This is a genomic window from Massilia sp. W12 (genome assembly GCF_037300705.1).
Taxonomy (GTDB): domain Bacteria; phylum Pseudomonadota; class Gammaproteobacteria; order Burkholderiales; family Burkholderiaceae_D; genus JACPVY01.
Map to the genome: position 1 here is coordinate 748,094 of NZ_CP147776.1, position 20,368 is coordinate 768,461.

Consider the following 20,368-nt stretch of genomic DNA (forward strand, 5'->3'; position numbering starts at 1 on the left):
GCGGATCGGCTGATCCGCTTTTTTTATCAAGTCTTGGCCAATGCTTCCGGCACAAGCAAATTCACCGCCCGGTCTTCCTGCTGGCGTGGGCCGTGCGGCTGGCGCAGATAGCGCGCCGTGTTCCGCTGGCCGCCGGTTTTTTCTTTCCAGTGCACAAAACGCGACAATTCCTGCAAAGCGCGCTGGTACACATCTCGCTTGAACTCAATCACCACATCCATCGGCACCCAATATTCATGCCAGCGCCAGGCGTCGAATTCCGGGTGATCGGTCAGGCGCAAATTCACCTGCGAATCTTTGGCCTGCATGCGCAGCAAAAACCAGATTTGTTTTTGCCCGCGATAATGGCCACGGATTTCACGTTTAATGAAATGATCCGGCACTTCATAACGCAACCAGTCGCGCGTGCGGCCCACGATTTTCACATGTTCCTGGCGCAGGCCGATTTCTTCTTCCAACTCACGGTACATCGCCTGCTCGGGCGTCTCACCATATTTGATGCCGCCCTGCGGGAATTGCCATGAGTGCTCACGCACCCGCTTGCCCCACCACACCTGATTGTGCGCGTTGAGCAAAATGATGCCGACGTTGGGGCGGAACCCTTCACGATCCAGCATGTTATCACCTCGTGTGTCTGTGCCGTGCCGCTGCTAACCTTTCTTTCTGTGTTGTCTTCAAGGGCGCAAAGCTGCGCCTTGCCCGAGCCTGCTGCATCATTTCGGTTCTGCGAATCACGCAAAACAATGGCTCAGCGCACAATTGAAGAAAGTATGGTCGCATCAGCCAGCTAATCCTTTAAAATTGGGATGATTATAACCCTCCTCTTTTCAAAAGAATTACTGTTATGCGTGCCTCCCAATATTTTATTTCCACATTGAAAGAAGCTCCCGCCGACGCTGAGATCGTAAGTCATAAGCTGATGATGCGCGCCGGTATGATTAAACGCCTGGGTTCCGGCATCTATACGTATATGCCGCTGGGCTTGCGCATCATCCGCAAAGTCGAAAACATCGTGCGCGAGGAAATGAATCGCGCCGGCGCGCTCGAACTCTTGATGCCGGTGGTGCAACCGGCCGAGTTGTGGCAGGAAACCGGGCGCTGGGACAAAATGGGGCCGGAATTGATGCGCGTCAAAGATCGCCATGGGCGCGACTATGCGATCCAGCCGACTTCCGAAGAGGTCATTACCGATGTGGTGCGCGGCGAAATCAAATCCTATCGCCAGCTGCCCTTGAATTTTTACCACATTCAAACCAAATTCCGCGATGAGCGCCGTCCCCGTTTCGGTCTGATGCGCGGGCGTGAATTCACCATGAAAGACGCGTATTCATTTGACCGCGATGTGGCCGGCATGCAAAAGTCGTATGAAGCGATGTATGCCGCTTATGTGCGCATTTTCAGCCGCTTCGGCTTGAAATTCCGCGCCGTGGCGGCAGACAATGGCGCGATCGGCGGTTCCGGCTCGCACGAATTCCACGTCATCGCCGGTACAGGCGAAGACGCCCTGGTGTACTGCCCGCAATCGGATTTTGCTGCGAATATTGAAGCCGCTGAAGCACTGGCGCCGCAAACGCCGCGCAGCGCGCCTGCTCAAGCTCTGGAAAAAACCGCGACGCCAGGCAAAGAGCGCTGCGAAGATGTGGCCGCTTTCCTGAATCTGGATTTGCAGCGCACCGTGAAATCTGTGGTCTTGGCGTGCGACCGCGAAGTTGACGGCAAACCCGCCAACCAGATTGTATTGCTGCTCTTGCGTGGCGACCATGATATGAACGAAGTCAAAGTCGGCAAGCTGGAAGGCATGAAAGAAGGCTTCCGCTTCGCCACCGAAAGCGAAATCCTGCAAGCTTTCGGCAGCAAGCCCGGCTATCTCGGCCCGATCGGCGCGCAAGGCGTGCGCATCATCGCTGATCGCAGTGTGGCGGTGATGAGTGATTTTGTTTGCGGCGCGAATGAAGCCGGCTACCACTACACCGGCGTGAATTGGGGGCGTGACCTGGCCGAGCCGGAAGTGGCGGATCTGCGCAATGTGGTGGAAGGCGATCCCAGCCCGGACGGCAAAGGCGTGCTGGCGATTGAACGCGGCATCGAAGTCGGCCATGTGTTCCAACTCGGCACACGCTATTCGGAAGATATGCAAGCCACCTATCTGGATGAAAACGGCAAACCGCAATTGATCCAGATGGGCTGTTATGGCATCGGCGTGACCCGCATTCTGGGCGCGGCAATTGAGCAGAACTATGACGACAAGGGCATTATCTGGCCGGCATCGATTGCTCCCTTCACCCTGGTGCTGTGCCCGATGGGTTACGATCGCAGCGAACAGGTAAAAGCTGAGACCGACAAACTCTACGCCAGCCTGCAAGCGGCAGGTGTGGATGTGATTTTGGACGATCGCGGCCTGCGCCCCGGCGCCATGTTTGCTGATTGGGAATTGATCGGCGTGCCGCACCGCGTGGTGATCGGCGAGCGCGGCTTGAAAGACGGCAATCTGGAATACCAGGGCCGGCGCGATGCGGAAGCGGTGAATATCGCCGCAGCTGACATCCTGTCTTTCCTGCAAGAAAAATTGGCGGCCTGATGCGCAAGTTGTTGTATTGCAGTGTGCTGGGCGCAGCTTTGCTGGCTGCCCCGGCAGCGTATGCCGGTAATCAAAAAGAGGAAAAACTGGCCGATGGCGTGCGCATCGCATTATCCAATGCGATTGCCGATGCGCGTCCGCCGCGCCCGCAGTTTGCAGATATCAACCAGCGCATCTTGTATCTGCGCTGGTTGACAGAAATGTCGCAGCGTTTAGCGCGCCGTGTGCCGGATGTGCAAACCCGGCGTGAATTCCTGGAAACCCTATGGTATGAAGCGCGCCGCGCCGGGCTGGACCCTTCCATGGTGCTCGGCCTGATCCAAGTTGAATCCGGCTTTCGCAAATACGCCGTCTCGATTGCCGGCGCGCGCGGCTATATGCAAGTGATGCCGTTCTGGACCAATGCGATTGGCGATGGCGACCGCCGCAAACTGTTCCATATGCAAACCAATTTGCGTTACGGCTGCCAGATCATGCGCATGTATCTGGACATGGAGGGCGGTAATTATTATCTGGCGCTGGGGCGTTATAACGGCAGCCGGGGCCGGCCTGAATATCCAAATGCGGTGCTGGCCTCCTGGAAGCGCTGGGAATACCATGGCGTGGACGCCAGCTTGAGCGCACAGCACAGCGCGCCGGAAGTCAAGCCGGCGGCGCTGCTGCGATAAGCGCAGTTTGCCGCGCATGTGACAGATCAGAGACAGCCGTAAAAGGGACGGATTGTATTTTGCGTCAGGCGCAGAGATGACGCAGATTGAATGCGTGCAACAGATGTGAAGGCGGGGGAGGTGAGTCAGGGGTGGCAGGCTGCGCACCTTGCGATGCGCAGCGCATGTGCTTAAAACGCATGCTGCCCGGATGCGGCGGCGGCCAAGCCGGGCTTGACCGCCGGAAATCTTCAGCTCAGATGGCCGGAGATCAGTTTGGTCATTTCAAACATCGAGACCTGGGCTTTGCCGCCGAACACAGCTTTGAGCTTGTCGTCAGCATTGATCATGCGCTTGTTGGCGGCATCTTGCAGCGAATGCTGCTTGATGTAATCCCACACTTTCTTCGTCACTTCAGTGCGCGGCAGGCCGGCTTTGCCAACGATGGCAGCCAATTCAGCCGAAGGGGTCATCGGCTTCATGAAAGCAGCATTGGGTTTGCGGGCTGGGGCTTCTTTTGCGGCGGGTTTGGCGGGAGCTTTGTCTGCGGGTTTGGCGGCGGGGGCTTTCTTGGCCGGAGCCGCTTTCTTTGCGGGTTCAGCTTTGGCTGCTGCTGGTTTTTTACTTGTTGCCATCTTCGGGCCTCCTTTTAACTCAATCTATCACAGGGAAAATGCGCGGTTTCTTGCACCCCGCTTATATTGGTGCTGTTTCCCCTGTGACGCAAGTGTTTTTTCGCAATTTCCGGTATGAATTTCTCTCTGTGGCGCCAAGTGTGGCGCATAACCACCGTTTTTTACCTGCCAAGCGTCCCCAGTCTGGCGCAGGACTGTCACAAGCCGGGAATCATGCCCTTCATGCTGCGCATCATTTTCATCATGCCGCCGCCCTTCAATTTCTTCATCATCGACTGCATTTGATCGTATTGTGTCAGCAGGCGGTTGACTTCCTGCACCGGCACCCCGGCCCCGACTGCGATACGGCGCTTGCGTGTGGCCTTGATCAATTCAGGCTTGGCGCGTTCCGCCGGGGTCATTGAATCGATGATGCCGCACATGCGGCGCACTTGACGTTCCGCCTGATCCATATTCGCGCCGCCCGCCATCTGCTGAAATTGCGCCGGCAGCTTGTCCATCAGGCCGGAAAGCCCGCCCATCTTCTTCATCTGGCCGAGTTGCGCCTTGAAATCATTCAGATCGAATTTGCCGCCGACCTTGATTTTTTGCGCCAGCTCCTGCGCCGACTCCATGTCCACGCCTTTGCGCGCCTCTTCCACCAGGGCCAGAATATCGCCCATGCCGAGGATGCGGTTGGCCATGCGCTGCGGGTCAAATGCCTCCAACCCTTCCAGTTTTTCCGAGACGCCGGCGAATTTAATCGGTTTGCCGGTGATATGGCGCACTGAGAGCGCCGCGCCGCCGCGTGAATCGCCGTCCAGCTTGGTCAGCACAATCCCGGTCAGCGGCAGGGTGTCATTAAACGCCTTGGCGGTATTGATCGCATCCTGCCCCAGCATGGCGTCCACCACAAACAGGGTTTCAATCGGGTTTAAAGCCTGATGCAAGGCGGCGATTTCCTGCATCATCGCCTCATCCACCGCCAGCCGGCCAGCGGTATCCACCAGCAGCACATCGTGATAATGCTTTTTCGCATAATCCAGCGCCGCCAGCGCGATATCGACCGGTTTGTCGCTTGCCTGCGACGGGAAGAAATCCGCGCCGGCCTGGGCCGACACGGTTTGCAACTGGGCGATAGCGGCCGGGCGATACACGTCAGCGGAAACGGTCAGCACCTTCTTTTTCTTTTCTTCGCGCAACCAGCGCGCCAGTTTGCCGGTGGTGGTGGTTTTACCCACGCCCTGCAAACCGGCCATCAGAATAATCGCCGGCGGCTGGGTGGCGAAACTGAGCTGGGCCGCCTGTGCGCCCAGATCCGCGCCCATGATGGACGCCAATTCGCGCTGCACCACGCCCACCAGCGCCTGGCCTGGCGAGAGCGAACCGATGACTTCCTCGCCCATCGCCTTTTGCTTGACATTGGCGATGAATTCGCGCACCGCCGGCAAGGCCACGTCAGCCTCCAGCAGCGCCATGCGCACTTCGCGCAGCATTTCGGCGGTATTCGATTCAGTTAAGCGGGCTTCGCCGCGCATCGTTTTGACGACTTTGGCAAGGCGTTGGGTCAGATTGTCTAACATGGCGACATACTCAGCAATGCCGGCAAAAGCCGGCAGGTTGGCGGAAAAATAAACCCCCTATTTTACCGCAAGGGGCAGCACAGGCGAGATACGGTGCTGCAACATGTCGCAACATCGAATTGCCGCTATCATGACGGCACTCACATTTGGAGAAATATGATGACCAGTCTGAATTTGAAAACATCCCTGCGCAAACTGAATATTCTGGGCGTTGCCGTGGCGTTGTGCGGCATGACTGTATCAGCACAGGCGCAAGAAGTGGTGCGCTTGGGGAATTTGAAATTCGCCCACTATGGCGCGATTTCCTACATCAAAGAAATCGCCCCCAAATGCGGCATCAAAGTTGAAGAGCATGTGTTCGCCAAAGGCCCGGACATCATGCAAGCGGTGATCGCCGGTGAACTCGATGTCGGCGCCGCCTCCTCGGAAGCCGCGATTGCCGGCCGCGCCAATGGTGCGCCAGTCTATGTTGTGGCCGGTTTTGCCCGTGGCGGCGCGCGCCTGGTGGCCCGAAGCGACGCCGGCATCAAAGCGGTGCGCGATTTGAAAGGCAAAAAAGTCGGCGTCACACGCGGCGGCATCCAGGAAGTGCTGTTGCTGGCACAGCTGGGCCAGCATGGTTTGAGCTGGAGCGATCAGCCGGGCAAAGATGTGCACATTGTCTATCTCGCCTTTGCTGATCTGAATCAGGCGCTGGCGGCGAAAAACCTGGACGCGATGATGCAATCCGAACCGCAATCCTCGCAAGCCATCAACAAAGGTTTTGGCGTGGAAATCCTGAAACCCTATGACACGCCGATTGGTGAACCGGTGCGCACCCTGGTCATGACGGAAAAGTTTTACCGCGAAAAACGCCCGACCGCCGAAAAATTCATGCGCTGCTTCCTGGAAAGCACGAAAACCTTTATCGACAATCCGGGCCTGGCGGAAAAATACGTGCGTGAAACCATCTTCAAAAATCAAATCACCAAAGATGATTTTGAAGACGCCATCAGCAACTCGCCCTACAGCTACAACATCAGCCCGGAGCATATCCAGATCACCACCGACGTCATGGTCAAATATGGCGTGGGCCGCATGAGCAAACCGCCGGTGGCGCGCGACTGGGTCAAAACCGATTTGCTGGAACAGGCCAAAAAAGGCCTGAACCTGAAATAAGGGCCGCCGATGCGCATGCGCAATCTTTTGAGCGGGCTGATTGTGCCCGTGTTCTTGCTGAGTCTGTGGCATGTGGTGACAGCGCAAGGCTGGGTCAATCCGCAAATGTTGCCATCGCCCTGGGCGGTGGCGCATAAGTGGTGGGAATATATTTGTCCGCAGCAAGCCTTTGAAGGCGGCGGCGTCGCCGCCTGGCTGGCCTGGTTGATTTCGGGCGAAATGGTGAGAGACGCCGCCGGCAGTTTGTATCGCGTGATCACCGGCTTTCTGATCGGAGCCGGACTGGGTTTGCCGCTCGGCTTGTGGATGGGCGCCAGCCCGCTCGTGTATCGCCTCTGGAACCCGGTCTTGCAAGTGTTGCGCCCGATTCCGCCGATTGCCTACATTCCGCTCTCCATTCTCTGGTTTGGCCTGGGCAATCCGCCGGCGGTGTTTTTGATTGCGCTCGGCGCATTTTTTCCCGTGCTGATGAACACCATCGCCGGCGTGCGCCAGGTCGATGCGATCTATCTGCGCGCCGCGCAAAATCTGGGCGCAGGCAAAGCCACCCTGTTTTTGCGCGTGATGCTGCCGGCCGCCGTACCCTACATCTTAGCCGGCGTGCGGATCGGCATCGGCACCGCGTTTATCGTCGTGATCGTGGCGGAAATGGTGGCGGTGAATAATGGCCTGGGATTTCGCATTACTGAAGCGCGCGAATATTTCTGGTCAGACAAAATCATTGCCGGCATGCTCACCATCGGCCTGCTGGGCCTGTTGATCGACAGCGGTATGAACCGTTTGAACAACCACTTGCTGCGCTGGCATCGCGGCCTGGAGCACTCATGAGCGCAGAGATCAGCATTCAAAACGTCAACCAGGTGTTTGGCCAAGGCGAGTCCCCGGTGCAAGCCCTGCAAAACATCGACTTGCATATCCCGGCTGGCCAATTTGTCTGCCTGCTGGGGCCGTCCGGCTGCGGTAAATCGACCTTGCTCAATGCCGTGGCCGGCTTTCTGAAACCCTCCAGCGGCCAGATCATCGTCGGCGGCGCTCAGGTGCAAGGACCGGGGCCGCAACGCGGCATGGTGTTTCAGGAATACGCGCTGTTTCCCTGGATGACGGTGGCGCAAAACATCGGCTTCGGTCTGGATATTCAAGGGCAGAACAAAGCTGCGATTGCGGCGCGCGTGACAGAGCTGGCCGGGAAATTGGGACTCACCGACTTTCTGCAGCGATTCCCGAAAGACTTATCCGGCGGTATGCGTCAGCGGGTGGCGATTGCACGCGTGCTGGCGCTTGATTCGCCGGTATTGCTGATGGACGAGCCATTCGGCGCGCTGGACGCCCTGACGCGCCGCAATCTGCAGGATGAATTGCTGCGCATTTGGCAGGAAAGCGGCAAAACCGTGCTGTTTGTGACACACAGCATAGAAGAGGCGATTTACCTGGCGGATCGCATCATCGTCATGAGTTATCGCCCGGGCACAGTCAAGCGCGACTTAACCGTCAATCTGCCCCGTCCACGGGATGCGGCGGACGCCGATTTCAATGCCTTGAAACGGGAACTTGGCGCGCTGGTGATGCATGAACAGGAACGTTTCCGGCAAGCGGAAATGGGTAAAGCGGTTTCCTGTGATTGAGGATGGCAGGCGCAAAGCGGAAATTCTGATTCAAACCTGGGCTGCAGCCAGTCCGTTTCCAAGGGATTGTGATCCGATTTGAATTTCGCTGTGTCACAAGCTTGCCATCATCCGCTCTGGATGCAGGGTTGGCCTTGTGTTTTTTTGCGGATTTTCGACAAATTCAGGATGAGCGGTTTTTTAAAAACGACAAGCTGAGGCTGAGTGGCTGTGTCAACTTTGCTGCACAGGAAAAACAGAGCGATAAGGAATGGCAAAGCCAAAGTTGCAAACTCCCTGCAACATCTTACATCTGCCTGAAATGCTGCAAATAACTCCTGCTGACCGGCAGCACCTCATCACAGTCGCGCAAATACAAATCAGCAGTTTCATTCACGCCGCGCACCACTTCGCGCACAAAGTGCAAATTCACAATCACGGCGCGGTGGATTTGCACAAAGCAATCCGGGTCGAGTTCTTCGCTCAATTCTTTAATCGTTTTGCGGATCAGCGCCTGGCCGCCTTGCCAGGCCACCATCGTGTATTTATCTTCGGCGCGCAGGAAAATCACTTCCGCCACCGGAATCAAGCGCACGCTGGGGCCGACTGAGGCCTTGATCCATTGCAGCCATTTGCGCGCCGCAGCCGGCGCGGCGCTGAGTTGCTGCAAGACCGCCTCCAGCGCAGGATTCGCGGCAAAGGGACGCAGCAGGCGTTCCTGCAGGCGCGCCACGGTGTCGGCTAAGCGCGCCGGCTCCAGCGGTTTGAGCAGATAATCCAGCGCGCCATGTTCAAACGCCTGCAGCGCATATTGTTCGTAAGCGGTGATGAACACAATATGGGCGCGCCGCGCCAGTGCGCGCGCCACCGCCACACCATCCAGACCGGGCATGCGCACATCCAAAAACACAATTTGCGGCTGCTGCGCCTCAAATATTTCCAGTGCTTCCACGCCATTGCGCGCATCCGGCGTGAAGTCGAGCGCCGGCCACAGTTGCGTCAATTGGCTGCGCAAATGCGCGCGCAACAGCGGTTCATCGTCGGCAATCAGGGCGCGCATGCCGGCTTGGGCGGGAGGCGGAATCAGGGACATAAAGCTTGTTTGTCGTCAAAATGCAGTTCAACGCGCAGACCATGGGGGGCGACTTCCAGCAGCTCCAGCCGCGCTTGCGCGCCATAGCATGCTTGCAGACGCGCTTTGAGATTCGTGAGACCGGCCCCGGGCTGGGCCGATTCAGACAGGCCCACGCCATTGTCGGCGACCCATAATAGCACGCGCCCATCTTGGCGCTGCGCGCCGACTTCAATCATGCCGCCGTGCATGGCGGGATCAATGCCATGCTTGACCGCATTCTCCACCAGGGTCAGCAACAGCATCGGCGGCAGGGGCAGACTGAGCAACTCTGCGGCGGCGTCGAGCTTGAATTGCAAGCGGTCCGGCATGCGCATGCACATCAATTCCAGATAAGCGCGCACCAATTGCAACTCCTGCTCCAGGCTGGCCTGGGTTTGCTCCAGGCGCGGCATGGCGGCGCGCAAATACGCGATCAAGTGACGCAACACCGGCGCCGCGCGCGGCGAGCCGGATTCCACCAGCGCCAGCACATTCGCCAGGGTATTAAACAGAAAATGCGGTTCGATTTGCGCTTGCAGCAGACGCAGGCGCGCATCCAGCAAATCGCGCTCCAATGCGATGCGCTCGCGTTCTGCGGCGCGCTCGCGCGCTTTGCGCTGCAGATACAGCGCCACGCTGGCGAACAAGAGGCCGAAAATCAGCCCGATCAGCGTCAGCGCGATCACGCTGGCGAGCCCATATGATTTACCGAGATAGGCGCTGGCACGTCCTATTCTCGGCAGTGCGATGATGGCCAGCGCGGCTGGCGGTGTGATCAAACTCAGATACAAGAGGCGCGCCAGCGATTGCGGCAACCAGGACGGGCGCCAGGCGCCGGCGGCGCAAAAGGCCAGCAATTGCGCCAGACTGAGGGGAATCATGTGCAATACGCCATCCAAAAATGGCTGGCGCGTCAGGCTGGTCAAGCCCCACGCCACACAAATCGTGTACAGCTCAACGGCGGCGATCTGGCGCCAGGTGGGGAGGCGGGTGCGTGACATGCGACAAGCATAACCGCGCACAGGCCGTGCTTCAAGCCGCAAAAACCGCCGTTTGTCGCAATAAAGCGCGCGCCGCGATTGCTGCAGGGCGCTTGCCGCCTATGCTGGGCCTGAATACATTTTTGAAGGAGGCTTTGCATGTCCACCGTGATCACTTCAGCACCCGTGCTTTACAAAATGGCGCCGCTGGCGCAGCGCGCCATGACGTGTGCGCTTGCCGCCTGGGGCGGCGTATTGATTGCCGGCCAGTTGCTGTTTGCCTTGTATGTCGCGCTGTTTTATGGCGGCGCTTTATTGCGCGGGACGCCGACCGACTGGAATAAAGTGCTGCCGAATGGCTGGACAGCAGGCGATCCCGCCGGCAATCTGGCCTTGGCTGCGCATGTGCTGTTTGCGGTCGTCATCATGTTGTGCGGCATCGTGCAATTACTGCCGGCTGTGCGTCGGCGCGCGCCGCGTCTGCACCGCATCAGTGGCCGCATCTATCTGAGTCTGGCGGTGTTGGCCAGTCTGGCTGGCTTGTACATGGTCGCCACGCGCGGCGTGATCGGCGGCACGGCCCAGCACATCGGCGTGAGCATCGCAGGCCTGCTGATTGTGCTGTTTGCGGCGCAGGCTTTACGCTATGTGCGGCGCGGCGATATTGGCGCGCACCGGCGTTACGCCATGCGCCTGTTCATGGTGGTCAGCGCGGTCTGGTTTTACCGGGTGGGCTTGATGTTTTGGATTGCCGTCAATCGTGGCCCGGCCGGTTTTGATCCCAAAACTTTCACCGGCCCGTTTCTGGACTTCCTGGCCTTTGCCCAATTTCTCTTGCCGCTGGCGGTGTTGGAGCTGTATTTCCGGGTGCAAAACAGCAGCGCCGGCGCGCGCCTGGGCTTTGCCGCCCTCTTGCTGCTCTTGACCGCCGCCATGGCCGTAGGGGTGGCGATGGCAATGATGGGGATGTGGCTGCCGCGTTTGTAAGTGCAGACGCCACCCCTCAAAAATCATGCTTCATCCCCAGCGCCAGCGCGCGCGGTTTGGCGCCCATTGTGCCGGGCGCGCCGGCTTTGCCGCCGGCTCCGAGTTCATAGGCGGACGCCGCGCCATTGCGCAATTGCAGCGCATGCGCCCACAGTTCGCTGCGCTTTGAGAGTTTATAGCGCCAACCCAGTGAGATCAGGCCGGCGGCGCTGTCCGCCCCGGTGTAGATGCCGGAAAACACCGGGGTTTGCGCGCCGCTGCCGGCCCCGGCGCGGTAATACGCCAGTTCAAATTGATGCGCGCCATAGCTTTGACGCCAGTTGAGGCCCCAGGCGCGCTGGCGCAAGTCTTGCAAGCCGGGGTTGTCATAGCGCAAAGTCTGCCACCAAAAACCCAGATAATGTTCAGGCGCGATTTGCCAGCCGCCGGCCAGCATCCAGATTGCGTCATTCAAGCCCTCGCCGCGCACATGGTGGTGAAACTGGGCCGCCAGCGCCAGCGTCCAGCCCTGTCCCTGGTATTGCAATTTATTCGACGAAGCCCTGGCCCCGCAACTGCTTTCCCCCAGCGCATATTGGGTGGCGAAACGCCAACCGCCGGCAAACAGCGGACTGTCGTAGCGGATCGAATTGCCGATCCGGTTATCAAAGGCGAAGCTGTTGGCGTTGCCGTCCGGCCCGGCCACTTGCACACAGCCGCGCGTGCCGCCGCCAGCGAATAAATTGCTGTAGCCATTCGCCCAGAAACCATTCAAATTGTCATTTGTCACACTGGTGACCCAGCCGGGGCCGGCAATCGAGTGCAAATCATCCAGCGGCGAGAGCATAAAGCCGAGCTTCACCTGGCCCCAGGGGCCGGCCAGTCCGACGCTGGCTTCGCGATTGGCCAGACCGCCATCGCCGGTGTCGGCGGAAAAACCGCTTTCCACCATGAAAATCGCCTGCAAACCCTGTCCCAGATCTTCGCTGCCTTTCACGCCCAGCCGGCTGGAGAGACTGTGCAGGCGCGCGCCTTCCGGGTGGCCGGGGCCGTAGCCGGCATAATGCGTCAAACCGAGGTTGAGGCGGCCATAGACTTGCGTATTCGTCTGCGCCTGCGCGGGCAGGGCGCTGCACAACATCGCCAGCGCCACCCGCAACGGCGCCTGGTTCGCGGAAAAAAAGGCAGTCATGGCAAGCTCCTTCTCAAAATGTGGTCAGCGCAAGTTGTGCCACAGGCTGGCGTCTTGCAGCGGGGTTTGCGGCGGCAGCAGCGGATTATGCAAGCGCAGCAGCCGGCGCCGGCCCAAATCGGCCTGCGCCAGCGCAGTGGCATGATGCTTTTGGAAAATAGTTTGAAAACTGCCGTCTTTGAGCATCATGCGCAAGCCGCTTTCGATTCTGCGCCGGCGCGCTGCATCGCCTTTGGCAAAGAAGAAGTAATACGGCCAGGGATAGTGCAAGACCAGATTTTTTTCAATGCGCAGATTGGGAAACGCCGCTTTATGCTGTTCATATTCAGCAAAAATCTCATTCACCCCGCGCGGAAACAGATCAAAGCGGCGATTGTCCAGCATAGCGAACAGATTGCCGTATTTGGCGCGCACCACTTGCATGCCGAGCGCTTCATAAATCCGCGCATCGCCCCAATTTGTTCCCTGGCCCACGCTGAAATGCTTGAGTTGCGCCAGATTCAGCGCTTGATCGAGTTTTTCTTGCATTTCTTGATGGATCAGACACAGGCGGTAGCCCAGCAAGCCCCGGCGCAGCGGAATGCGTAAGGGCAGGAATTGCTGTTCCAATTCAATTGAGGTGGAACTCCAGACAATATTCGGTTCGCGGCCCTGTTCCAGCAAAGCCATATAGCGCGCTTTTGACATTGGTTCCTGCGCCGGGCTTAGCTGGTAGGGGCCGAATTCGGGCGTGGTTTTGTCCAGTGCGGTGCGCAGAATTTCGATCAGATCGGCAAACCGGGTGTCGTTCGGGATTTCATTGGCGGGGTAGATAAAGCGTTGCGGCGTGTTTTGCGCCCACAGCCGGGGGCTGGCGCACAGCAGCAAACTGCTCAAGACGAAACGGCGCGATGCTTGCAAGGCTGGCGGCATGGATAGGCTCCTGCAGTGCGATGAGCAGAATTATGCGCCGCGCCTGTCTGCATGTCTATCGCGTTGTCAGGGCTGGCTTGGCTTACAATCAGCAGATTATTTTCTCTGAATGCATGGATGATGTGTGCCTCGCTTTGGCGCATTCTGCGCTTGGCTGTCTGCCTGCCTGCTTTGCTTCCGTTTGCCTGGGCCGCGCCGGCTGGCGGCGCCCCTGTTTTGCGCGTGGATGGCGTGCCGAATACGATTGCGCAACGCGCGCGCGCCTGCACCCAATGTCATGCGGTGCGTGACCAGCAGGTGGCGGATCAGTATTTCCCGCGCATCGCCGGCAAACCGGCGCCCTATTTGCAGGCGCAGATGCAACATTTCCGCGATGGCCGCCGCCATCATCCGCTGATGCGGCATATGTTGAGCAATTTATCTGATGCCTATCTGGCGGAGCTGGCGGCGTATTTCGCCAGCCAAAGCCCGCAATATTTAAGCCCTGATGCGCCGATTGCCCCGGAGCAGGCCAAGGCCGGTGAGCAACTCGCTTTGCATGGGCGGGACAAGCTGCCGGCCTGCACCGCCTGTCACGGCGTGGATTTGCAGGGCAGGCCGCCGGCGATTCCCGGTTTGCTCGGTTTGCCGCGCGCCTATCTGGCGGCGCAACTCGGGGCCTGGAAAAATGGCGCGCGCAAAGCCACGGCGCCGGATTGCATGGCGCAAGTGGCGCAGCAATTATCGGATCAGGATATCGGTGCGCTGACCGCCTGGCTGGCCACGCAGAATGTGGCCAAGCCGCCCAAGAGCGCAGCCGCGCCGGCCAAATTGCCGCTGGAGTGCGGCATACAGGAGGTCAAATGAATTGGCCGCGACTGCCGCGCTGGCTGCCCTGGCTGATGTTGCTGCTGTGGCTGGCATATGTGGCCTGGGTGCTGATCTGGGCGCGCGCGCAACGCAGCGCGCCGCTGCCGCCGCCTTCCACCTTGTCGCAAAGCGAATTGCGCAAGCGCGGCGAGTATCTGGTCAAACTGGGCAATTGCGCCGCCTGTCACACCGCGCGCGGCGGTGCGCCGTGGGCCGGCGGGCGCGCTTTTGAAACCCCGTTTGGCACCGTGTATTCAGGCAATCTGACGCCGCATCCCGAGCATGGCCTGGGGCGCTGGACGGCGGATGATTTCTGGCGCGCCATGCATGAGGGTAAAAGCCGCGACGGACATTTTCTGAACCCGGTGTTCCCATATCAAAACTTCGCCGCCATCGCGCGCGACGATAGCGACGCCATGTTCGCCTGGCTGCAGCAATTGCCGGCGCAGGCTGCGCCGCGCCGCGCACATGCTTTGCGCTGGCCCTTCAACACCCAATTCAGCCTGGCGCTGTGGCGCGCTTTGTATGTCGAGCCGCAAGCCGCGTTGCAGGAAGCGCCGCAGGACGGCATGGCGCGCGGCGCGTATCTGGCGCGCGGCTTGGGTCATTGCAGCGCCTGCCATGCGCCACGCGACCGTCTGGGCGGTTTCAATCCGGCCAGCCTGGGCGGCGGGAAAATGCCGGTGTCCGGCTGGTATGCGCCGCCGCTTTTGTTGCAAGAGCGTTGGGAAGAAGCGGATTTGCGCCTCTGGCTGGCCAGCGGCCAGGCCGCGCGCCATGCCGCATACGGCCCGATGGCGGAAGTGATTTTCAGCAGCATGCAATATTGGAAGGTGGAAGATATTGCGCTCTTGGCGGCCTGGTTGAAAGCGCAACCGGGACAAACCCTGCCGCCGCATCTGCAGCTGCCCAAGCTTGGCCAATTACAGCCGGAAGAAGCGCAAATCGCGCAGCGCGGCAAGCAGCTGTATCAAAAACATTGCGCTGAATGCCATGGTGAACAGGGGCAGGGCGTGCCTGGCGTGTATCCGGCCTTGAATCGCGACAGCAGCGTGCAATACGCCTTGCCGGAAAACGCCTTGCGCCTGATTTTGCATGGCGGTTTTGCTCCCGCCACCGGCGGCAATCCGCGCCCGTATGGCATGCCGCCCTTCGCCATGCATCTGAGCGAGCAGGAAGTGGCGGATGTGCTGTCCTGGCTGCGGGTGGAGTGGGGCGGCGCGGCCAAAGCCGATCCGGCGGCGGCGCAAAATAAAGTGTTTATCAGCGCACCCGGGGTGGCGCAAATGCGTTCATTACCGGCGGAATAGAGGAGAAGAGTATGCGCAAAGGATTGATCATCAGCGGCGTTTTGATATGGCTCTCAGCCGGCGCTCAGGCCTGGGGCCAGGAGCGGCGCGCCGAGTATATTCCCCTGCTCAAGGCGGCCAAATTGGAAGACGCCTGGCAAAAAGCGCAAACCGCGCTGGCGCAGGATGGCTGCAAGGCCGAGGCGCTGTTGGTGAAGTCTGAATTGCTGTTGGAGCGCAGCGGCGACAATCTGGATGAGCATCTGACGCAAGCGGAGAAATGCGCCGCGCAAGACAGTAAAAACAGTATGCGTCAGGAAACTCTGGGCTTAGCGTATGGCGCGAAAGCCATGAGCGGCATGATGGCCGGCATGCGCTACGCCGGCAAATCGCGCGATGCGCTTTCGCACGCCTTGGAGCTTGATCCGAAAAACATGGGGGCGCGCAAAGCGTTGTTCATGTATTACCTGATGGCCCCCGGGATTGCCGGCGGCAGCCATGAAAAAGCCAGAATTCTGGCGGACGATTGTCAGAAAGTGGATCCCGCCGGGGCCGCCATGTTGCACACGCTGCTCTTGATGGAAGAGAAAAAGCCGTATGACAAAGCGTTCAGCCAGATCATGGCGCAGCCGGGCGCGGATTATGAGCATCAAATCCTGCAATTGATGGTGTTTAACAGCGCCGGGCAAACCTTGCTGGAGCAAAAGAAATTCAGCGATGCCGAAGCCGTGTTTAAACGGGCGGCGGAATTTTATCCGGAGCATGAATTCGGCAATTACGGCCTGGGCCGCGTGCGCCAGGAGCAGGGACAGTTTGCGCAAGCGCTGCCGTTTTTTGAAAAAGCCGGTCAGCTCAATCCGCGCAATGCGCGGGTCTGGATGCGCACCGGTCAAACGCTGCAAGCGCTCGGCGGACAGTCCCAGCGCGCCATCGCTGCGTTTGAAAAAGCCTTGGCGCTGAAGCCCGGCTTGAATAAAAAAATGCGCGAACAGGCGCAAGAAGCTTTGCGCAGTTTGAAAGGATAAGCCATGACGGGATATCAGATCCGTCCCGCCAGCGGGGATGATGCGGCGGCGATTGCGCAGATTTATTCGCACTATATTTTGCACACCACCATCAGTTTTGAAACAGAAGCGGTGGACGGCGCGGAAATCGCGCAGCGCATGCAGGATGTGCAGGCCTGCGGCTTGCCCTGGCTGGTCTTGTGCGCAGAGGGACAGGTGCAGGGCTGGGCTTACGCCAGCCGCTGGCGCACCCGCTGCGCCTATCGCGGCGCGGTGGAATTGAGCGTGTATTTAGCGCCGCAGGTTTGCGGCCGGGGCTGGGGCGAAGCGCTGTACCGCGCCTTGCTGCAGCAAGTGCGCGCCGCCGGCTTGCACACCGCCATCGGCGGCATCGCTCTGCCCAATCCCGCCAGCGTGGCCCTGCATGAAAAGCTGGGCATGCGCAAAGTTGCGCATTTTGAGCAGGTCGGGCGCAAGTTTGAGCAGTATATTGATGTTGGCTATTGGCAGATGGTTTGGGAATAGATTGGCCGCAGCTGCTGTCTTCCTGATAACACGAATTTTGCTCATTACTCCCCCTCTTTATTGTCACTTTTATGCTTGCGCCAAGCGTTTTCAGGAACGGGGGCTGTGTATTCGTCCAAGCTCAGACCTTCGTTTAGTTCAGCAAGTGCATCCAGAAATTCTTCATTTTTTGCTACAGTCGGATCATTTGCGCGCACGGTTAAAATGCCGCGCTCCGAATCAATCACCATAAAAAGCTTTGTATTGGATGGGAGGATTGCCAGCGCTTGAGGGGGCAAGATAAGTTGCCCATCAATAATCTCACTATATACAATTTGCATTGTCATTTCATATTCCATCCAGAGTGTGAGTTGTGTTGCGCGTGATTTGTGGTTTTGGGATGCGTTGCTGGTAAGTAATGCTTGCAAGTTTTGGTGCAGGTGAGCAACATTACCAGAACAATACAAGCAGGGTAACTTCACGCCTCATGTTCATGTTAAGCGAGGCCACAACTCGAAAGAGCGAGTCGGCAAGCTCTTTGTGATCCAGTTTGCAACGATCAAGCCGGATGAAGGTCAAATCCATAGCTTGATGTTAAATTTTCCATTGCAAAAAATTTCAATTGTAATAAAATGTGTGCCGTGTTCTGCGGTGCATCAATTCTGCTGTTTGTTCCCAATACCAGCCAAACGTTTTGCGCAGTGTGTATGCATTGCAGGGGCACTGCTTCGCTTCCGGTATTGAAGCGGGGCTGGAGACAGTCCGGGGCCTCCATGTGTGTTGCTTGAAATAAAGATTTTCGTGGCAATTCACTAATTTTTCGTTGTATCATTCCGCCCTGTCATGTGTTTGACGCCACCTACGTCAAAAAAAGCACATGGCATCTATCTCCAACGGAATCCTCCCTTTGTTTCAACTTCATAACAAAAGCCTTAAGGCTTCAGAGATCATGCACATGAACACCAAACTCCTCTCATCGATGGAACACTACAACCCCAACCGTTTGCTGGACGCCATCATCGAAAAATTACAATTGAAAAACGATGCAGCCCTGTCGCGTGCATTGGAAGTCGCTCCCCCGGTGATTTCCAAGATCCGTCACCATACGCTGCCGATTGGCGCCACGATTTTGCTGCGCATGCACGAAATCAGCGATATGTCGATTCGCGAAATGCGTGAATTGATGTCTTACAAAGAGCAGGAGGATGACGCGCACAACGGCATGCGTGAGCAAGCCTGAAAGCAGAGCGGGCACCCATCCGGCAGCCCCGCCAGTCATCCGGAAACAAGGCCAGCGTTCACAGCTGGCCTTTGTTTTTTGTGCAAGGATGTGATTATTGATCCGCTTTGGAAGTGAAGGCGTCAGCGTAAAATTCTTCCGCAGGCAAGGCCGCGCGGGCGCAAAAATCACGCTGCGCCGCCGCCACCATCAGCGGCGCGCCGCAGGCATACACCTGATGCCCGGACAGGTCGGCGTAATCCGCCAACACCGCCTGATGCACAAAACCGCTGCGTCCCTGCCAGCCGTCTTCCGGCAAGGCGTCCGAGACCACCGGGGTGTATTGGAAATGCGGTATGTCTTCAAGCCAGCTGCGGCACAGCGCATCCATATACAAATCCTGTGGCCGCCGGCCCCCCCAATACAAATGCATGGGACGTTGGCAGCCGAGGAATTTGGCATGTTCAATAATGGCTTTGAGCGGCGCAAAGCCGGTGCCGGACGCCAGCAGAATCATCGGCTTGTCACTGTCTTCGCGCAGGAAGAAGGTGCCCAGTGGAGCTTCAAAGCGCAAAATCTCGCGCTCCTTCATTTTGTTGAACACGTGGTCTGTGAACAGGCCGCCCGGCATATGACGGATGTGCAATTCGAGTTCGTCGGCGGTGTGCGGCGCATTCGCCATGCTGTAGCTGCGCCGCTCGCCATTGGTCAGCATGAATTCCAGGAATTGCCCGGCGTGGTATTGCAAGCGCTCATTGGCCGGCAATTGCAGCTTGAGCACGATCACATCCGGCGCGGCTTTGCTGATCGATTTGACGCGGGTCGGCATTTTGCGCAGCGGATGGTCGCCCACGCCCAGCACTTCACGCGCTTCCAGCGTTAAATCGCTGTGCGGCACGGCGCAGCAGGATAGCATCCAGCCCCGGCTTTCCTCGCCCTCGCTCAAGGCTTTTTCCTGGTGCGGCTGGTGCCGCACTTCGCCATCGATGCGCTTGCATTTGCAACTGGCGCAGGCCCCGTTTTTACAGCCATATGGCAGACCGACGCCGGCGCGCATCGCCGCTTCCAACACGGTTTCGCCCTCGTCACATGTGAATTGACGCCCGCTGGGCATGACGGTGATCTGAAAAGTCATACAATCCCTGATATGGAAAAAAAACATCAAGCAAAATTTGGACGGCCCGGCTTGCTCATGCTCGGCTGCGGTGCGGTGGCGCAACAGCTCTTGCCGCTCTTGCTGCCGCGTTTTCGCGTGTTCGCCGTGTTGCGCGATCCGGCGAAATGCGCGGCCTGGCGCGCCGCCGGCGCGATTCCCATCGTCGCCGACCTGGATGCGCCGCACACCTTGCGCCGCCTGCGCGGTCTGGCGCATACGGTGTTGCATCTGGCCCCGCCGCCCGCTGCCGGCGCGCTGGATAGCCGCAGCCGTCATGTGTGCGCCATTTTACCCGCTGGCGCACGTCTTGTTTATCTCAGCACCAGCGGCGTGTATGGCGATTGCGGCGGCGCGCTGATCGATGAAACCCGGCCCACTGCGGCGCGCAATGCGCGTGCGGTGCGGCGGGTCGATGCGGAGCAGGTTTTGCGCATCCAGGCGCGGGCGCGCGGCTGGCGCCTGACGATTTTGCGCGTGCCCGGCATTTATGGCCATCAGCGTCTGCCGCTGGCGCGCATTGAGCAGGGTTTGCCGGCCCTCTTGCCGCAGGAAGATGTGTACACCAATCACATTCACGAGGAAGATTTGGCGCGCGCCTGTCTGCATGCGCTGGATTTTGGCCGCCCCTTGCGCCTGTATCATGCGGTGGATGATTCGGACATGAAGATGGGCGAATATTTTGATCAGGTGGCCGCCGCCTTCGGTCTGGCGCCGCCGCCGCGTCTGCCGCGCAGCGTGTTGCCGCAATATCTCAGCCCGGCCATGCTGTCTTTCATGGGCGAATCGCGCCGCTTGCAAAACCGCCGCCTGAAGCAGGAATTGCGTCTGCGCCTGCGCTATCCCACTGTGGCGCATGGCTTGCGTGCGGCTTTACAACAAGCCCCGAATTGATGTTGTGCGCCGGACACAGATTTTGACATTCTGTTGAGTTTTGTGATCTGGATTACAAAAACTTGCCAAATTTCCTGCCAGCATGGGCTTGTCATTGGTCAGCACCGGTAT

The 20,368-nt window shown here is 58.7% G+C and carries 21 protein-coding genes; 12 read left to right on the forward strand and 9 right to left on the reverse strand.

Annotated features, from left to right (window positions below; all coding sequences use genetic code 11):
* Positions 1-26: 26 nt before the first annotated feature.
* Entirely contained in the window at positions 27-617 is a 591-nt protein-coding gene (locus V8J88_RS03000; RefSeq protein ID WP_338847691.1) for an RNA pyrophosphohydrolase, read from the reverse strand.
* A 227-nt stretch (positions 618-844) separates the two neighbouring features.
* On the opposite strand from V8J88_RS03000, the gene V8J88_RS03005 reads away from it, so the two are divergent.
* Together V8J88_RS03005 and V8J88_RS03010 are read left to right on the forward strand one after the other, a co-directional pair.
* On the forward strand, positions 845-2,578 hold the full coding sequence (locus V8J88_RS03005; RefSeq protein WP_338847692.1) for a proline--tRNA ligase: 1,734 nt from the start codon (positions 845-847) through the stop codon (positions 2,576-2,578).
* Positions 2,578-3,246 (forward strand): lytic transglycosylase domain-containing protein, encoded by a 669-nt coding sequence (locus V8J88_RS03010; protein WP_338847693.1) that lies wholly within the window; start codon positions 2,578-2,580, stop codon positions 3,244-3,246. The genes V8J88_RS03005 and V8J88_RS03010 overlap by 1 nt, the downstream gene beginning before the upstream one ends.
* A gap of 230 nt (positions 3,247-3,476) precedes the next feature.
* On the opposite strand, the gene V8J88_RS03015 is transcribed toward V8J88_RS03010, so the two are convergent.
* Positions 3,477-3,860, reverse strand: a complete 384-nt coding sequence (locus V8J88_RS03015; RefSeq protein ID WP_338847694.1) for an SWIB/MDM2 domain-containing protein — start codon at positions 3,858-3,860, stop codon at positions 3,477-3,479.
* A gap of 197 nt (positions 3,861-4,057) precedes the next feature.
* Positions 4,058-5,422: a signal recognition particle protein gene (gene ffh / locus V8J88_RS03020; RefSeq protein ID WP_338847695.1), complete on the reverse strand. Its 1,365-nt coding sequence runs from the start codon at positions 5,420-5,422 to the stop codon at positions 4,058-4,060.
* Positions 5,423-5,653: 231 nt separating this feature from the next.
* Here ffh and V8J88_RS03025 point away from each other — a divergent pair, with 231 nt between their 5' ends.
* From V8J88_RS03025 to V8J88_RS03035, 3 genes are read left to right on the forward strand one after another with little or no spacing between them, the layout of a single operon-like run.
* The gene (locus tag V8J88_RS03025; RefSeq protein WP_338849826.1) at positions 5,654-6,580 is read left to right on the forward strand and encodes an ABC transporter substrate-binding protein; all 927 of its coding nucleotides are present in this window, start codon (positions 5,654-5,656) and stop codon (positions 6,578-6,580) included.
* 9 nt (positions 6,581-6,589) lie between these two features.
* Entirely contained in the window at positions 6,590-7,408 is an 819-nt protein-coding gene (locus tag V8J88_RS03030; protein WP_338847696.1) for an ABC transporter permease, read from the forward strand.
* Entirely contained in the window at positions 7,405-8,202 is a 798-nt protein-coding gene (locus V8J88_RS03035) for an ABC transporter ATP-binding protein (RefSeq protein WP_338847697.1), read from the forward strand. The genes V8J88_RS03030 and V8J88_RS03035 overlap by 4 nt, the downstream gene beginning before the upstream one ends.
* 286 nt (positions 8,203-8,488) lie before the next feature.
* Here the strand turns inward: V8J88_RS03035 and V8J88_RS03040 are convergent, their stop codons facing one another.
* The gene (locus V8J88_RS03040) at positions 8,489-9,274 is read right to left on the reverse strand and encodes a LytTR family DNA-binding domain-containing protein (RefSeq protein ID WP_338847698.1); all 786 of its coding nucleotides are present in this window, start codon (positions 9,272-9,274) and stop codon (positions 8,489-8,491) included.
* On the reverse strand, positions 9,265-10,296 hold the full coding sequence (locus V8J88_RS03045; RefSeq protein WP_338847699.1) for a histidine kinase: 1,032 nt from the start codon (positions 10,294-10,296) through the stop codon (positions 9,265-9,267). Before V8J88_RS03045 ends, V8J88_RS03040 begins: the two co-directional genes overlap by 10 nt.
* A 138-nt stretch (positions 10,297-10,434) precedes the next feature.
* Here V8J88_RS03045 and V8J88_RS03050 point away from each other — a divergent pair, with 138 nt between their 5' ends.
* A complete protein-coding gene (locus V8J88_RS03050; RefSeq protein WP_338847700.1) occupies positions 10,435-11,262 on the forward strand; it encodes a DUF2306 domain-containing protein in 828 nt (275 codons plus the stop codon).
* Positions 11,263-11,278: 16 nt separating this feature from the next.
* Here the strand turns inward: V8J88_RS03050 and V8J88_RS03055 are convergent, their stop codons facing one another.
* Together V8J88_RS03055 and V8J88_RS03060 are read right to left on the reverse strand one after the other, a co-directional pair.
* Positions 11,279-12,433 (reverse strand): porin, encoded by a 1,155-nt coding sequence (locus V8J88_RS03055; protein ID WP_338847702.1) that lies wholly within the window; start codon positions 12,431-12,433, stop codon positions 11,279-11,281.
* A gap of 24 nt (positions 12,434-12,457) precedes the next feature.
* Positions 12,458-13,345: an amino acid ABC transporter substrate-binding protein gene (locus V8J88_RS03060; RefSeq protein ID WP_338847703.1), complete on the reverse strand. Its 888-nt coding sequence runs from the start codon at positions 13,343-13,345 to the stop codon at positions 12,458-12,460.
* Between the two features lie 150 nt (positions 13,346-13,495).
* Between V8J88_RS03060 and V8J88_RS03065 the strand changes: the two genes are divergently transcribed.
* From V8J88_RS03065 to V8J88_RS03080, 4 genes are read left to right on the forward strand one after another with little or no spacing between them, the layout of a single operon-like run.
* Entirely contained in the window at positions 13,496-14,191 is a 696-nt protein-coding gene (locus V8J88_RS03065; protein WP_338847705.1) for a c-type cytochrome, read from the forward strand.
* Positions 14,188-15,504 carry a cytochrome c gene (locus V8J88_RS03070; RefSeq protein WP_338847706.1) on the forward strand — a complete coding sequence of 439 codons (1,317 nt, stop codon included), beginning with the start codon at positions 14,188-14,190 and terminating at the stop codon, positions 15,502-15,504. Before V8J88_RS03065 ends, V8J88_RS03070 begins: the two co-directional genes overlap by 4 nt.
* An 11-nt stretch (positions 15,505-15,515) precedes the next feature.
* A complete protein-coding gene (locus tag V8J88_RS03075) occupies positions 15,516-16,508 on the forward strand; it encodes a tetratricopeptide repeat protein (RefSeq protein ID WP_338847707.1) in 993 nt (330 codons plus the stop codon).
* 3 nt (positions 16,509-16,511) lie between these two features.
* Positions 16,512-17,012, forward strand: coding sequence for an arsinothricin resistance N-acetyltransferase ArsN1 family B (locus V8J88_RS03080; protein WP_338847709.1), 501 nt, complete (start codon positions 16,512-16,514; stop codon positions 17,010-17,012).
* Between the two features lie 44 nt (positions 17,013-17,056).
* Here V8J88_RS03080 and V8J88_RS03085 read toward each other — a convergent pair whose 3' ends face one another.
* On the reverse strand, positions 17,057-17,338 hold the full coding sequence (locus V8J88_RS03085) for a hypothetical protein (RefSeq protein ID WP_338847710.1): 282 nt from the start codon (positions 17,336-17,338) through the stop codon (positions 17,057-17,059).
* A gap of 608 nt (positions 17,339-17,946) precedes the next feature.
* Between V8J88_RS03085 and V8J88_RS03090 the strand changes: the two genes are divergently transcribed.
* Positions 17,947-18,231, forward strand: coding sequence for a hypothetical protein (locus tag V8J88_RS03090; RefSeq protein ID WP_338847711.1), 285 nt, complete (start codon positions 17,947-17,949; stop codon positions 18,229-18,231).
* Between the two features lie 94 nt (positions 18,232-18,325).
* Here V8J88_RS03090 and V8J88_RS03095 read toward each other — a convergent pair whose 3' ends face one another.
* Positions 18,326-19,345 carry a CDP-6-deoxy-delta-3,4-glucoseen reductase gene (locus tag V8J88_RS03095; RefSeq protein ID WP_338847712.1) on the reverse strand — a complete coding sequence of 340 codons (1,020 nt, stop codon included), beginning with the start codon at positions 19,343-19,345 and terminating at the stop codon, positions 18,326-18,328.
* 12 nt (positions 19,346-19,357) lie between these two features.
* Between V8J88_RS03095 and V8J88_RS03100 the strand changes: the two genes are divergently transcribed.
* Positions 19,358-20,257 (forward strand): NAD-dependent epimerase/dehydratase family protein, encoded by a 900-nt coding sequence (locus V8J88_RS03100; RefSeq protein ID WP_338847713.1) that lies wholly within the window; start codon positions 19,358-19,360, stop codon positions 20,255-20,257.
* The last annotated feature ends 111 nt before the right edge of the window (positions 20,258-20,368 follow it).

Bases quoted from the DNA above. Each gene is read 5' to 3' on its own strand.
- V8J88_RS03000 (WP_338847691.1), bottom strand. From the start codon at position 617: ATGCTGGATCGTGAAGGGTTCCGCCCCAACGTCGGCATCATTTTGCTC.
- V8J88_RS03005 (WP_338847692.1), top strand. From the start codon at position 845: ATGCGTGCCTCCCAATATTTTATTTCCACATTGAAAGAAGCTCCCGCC.
- V8J88_RS03010 (WP_338847693.1), top strand. From the start codon at position 2,578: ATGCGCAAGTTGTTGTATTGCAGTGTGCTGGGCGCAGCTTTGCTGGCT.
- V8J88_RS03015 (WP_338847694.1), bottom strand. From the start codon at position 3,860: ATGGCAACAAGTAAAAAACCAGCAGCAGCCAAAGCTGAACCCGCAAAG.
- ffh (WP_338847695.1), bottom strand. From the start codon at position 5,422: ATGTTAGACAATCTGACCCAACGCCTTGCCAAAGTCGTCAAAACGATG.
- V8J88_RS03025 (WP_338849826.1), top strand. From the start codon at position 5,654: ATGACTGTATCAGCACAGGCGCAAGAAGTGGTGCGCTTGGGGAATTTG.
- V8J88_RS03030 (WP_338847696.1), top strand. From the start codon at position 6,590: ATGCGCATGCGCAATCTTTTGAGCGGGCTGATTGTGCCCGTGTTCTTG.
- V8J88_RS03035 (WP_338847697.1), top strand. From the start codon at position 7,405: ATGAGCGCAGAGATCAGCATTCAAAACGTCAACCAGGTGTTTGGCCAA.
- V8J88_RS03040 (WP_338847698.1), bottom strand. From the start codon at position 9,274: ATGTCCCTGATTCCGCCTCCCGCCCAAGCCGGCATGCGCGCCCTGATT.
- V8J88_RS03045 (WP_338847699.1), bottom strand. From the start codon at position 10,296: ATGTCACGCACCCGCCTCCCCACCTGGCGCCAGATCGCCGCCGTTGAG.
- V8J88_RS03050 (WP_338847700.1), top strand. From the start codon at position 10,435: ATGTCCACCGTGATCACTTCAGCACCCGTGCTTTACAAAATGGCGCCG.
- V8J88_RS03055 (WP_338847702.1), bottom strand. From the start codon at position 12,433: ATGACTGCCTTTTTTTCCGCGAACCAGGCGCCGTTGCGGGTGGCGCTG.
- V8J88_RS03060 (WP_338847703.1), bottom strand. From the start codon at position 13,345: ATGCCGCCAGCCTTGCAAGCATCGCGCCGTTTCGTCTTGAGCAGTTTG.
- V8J88_RS03070 (WP_338847706.1), top strand. From the start codon at position 14,188: ATGAATTGGCCGCGACTGCCGCGCTGGCTGCCCTGGCTGATGTTGCTG.
- V8J88_RS03075 (WP_338847707.1), top strand. From the start codon at position 15,516: ATGCGCAAAGGATTGATCATCAGCGGCGTTTTGATATGGCTCTCAGCC.
- V8J88_RS03080 (WP_338847709.1), top strand. From the start codon at position 16,512: ATGACGGGATATCAGATCCGTCCCGCCAGCGGGGATGATGCGGCGGCG.
- V8J88_RS03085 (WP_338847710.1), bottom strand. From the start codon at position 17,338: ATGACAATGCAAATTGTATATAGTGAGATTATTGATGGGCAACTTATC.
- V8J88_RS03090 (WP_338847711.1), top strand. From the start codon at position 17,947: ATGAACACCAAACTCCTCTCATCGATGGAACACTACAACCCCAACCGT.
- V8J88_RS03095 (WP_338847712.1), bottom strand. From the start codon at position 19,345: ATGACTTTTCAGATCACCGTCATGCCCAGCGGGCGTCAATTCACATGT.
- V8J88_RS03100 (WP_338847713.1), top strand. From the start codon at position 19,358: ATGGAAAAAAAACATCAAGCAAAATTTGGACGGCCCGGCTTGCTCATG.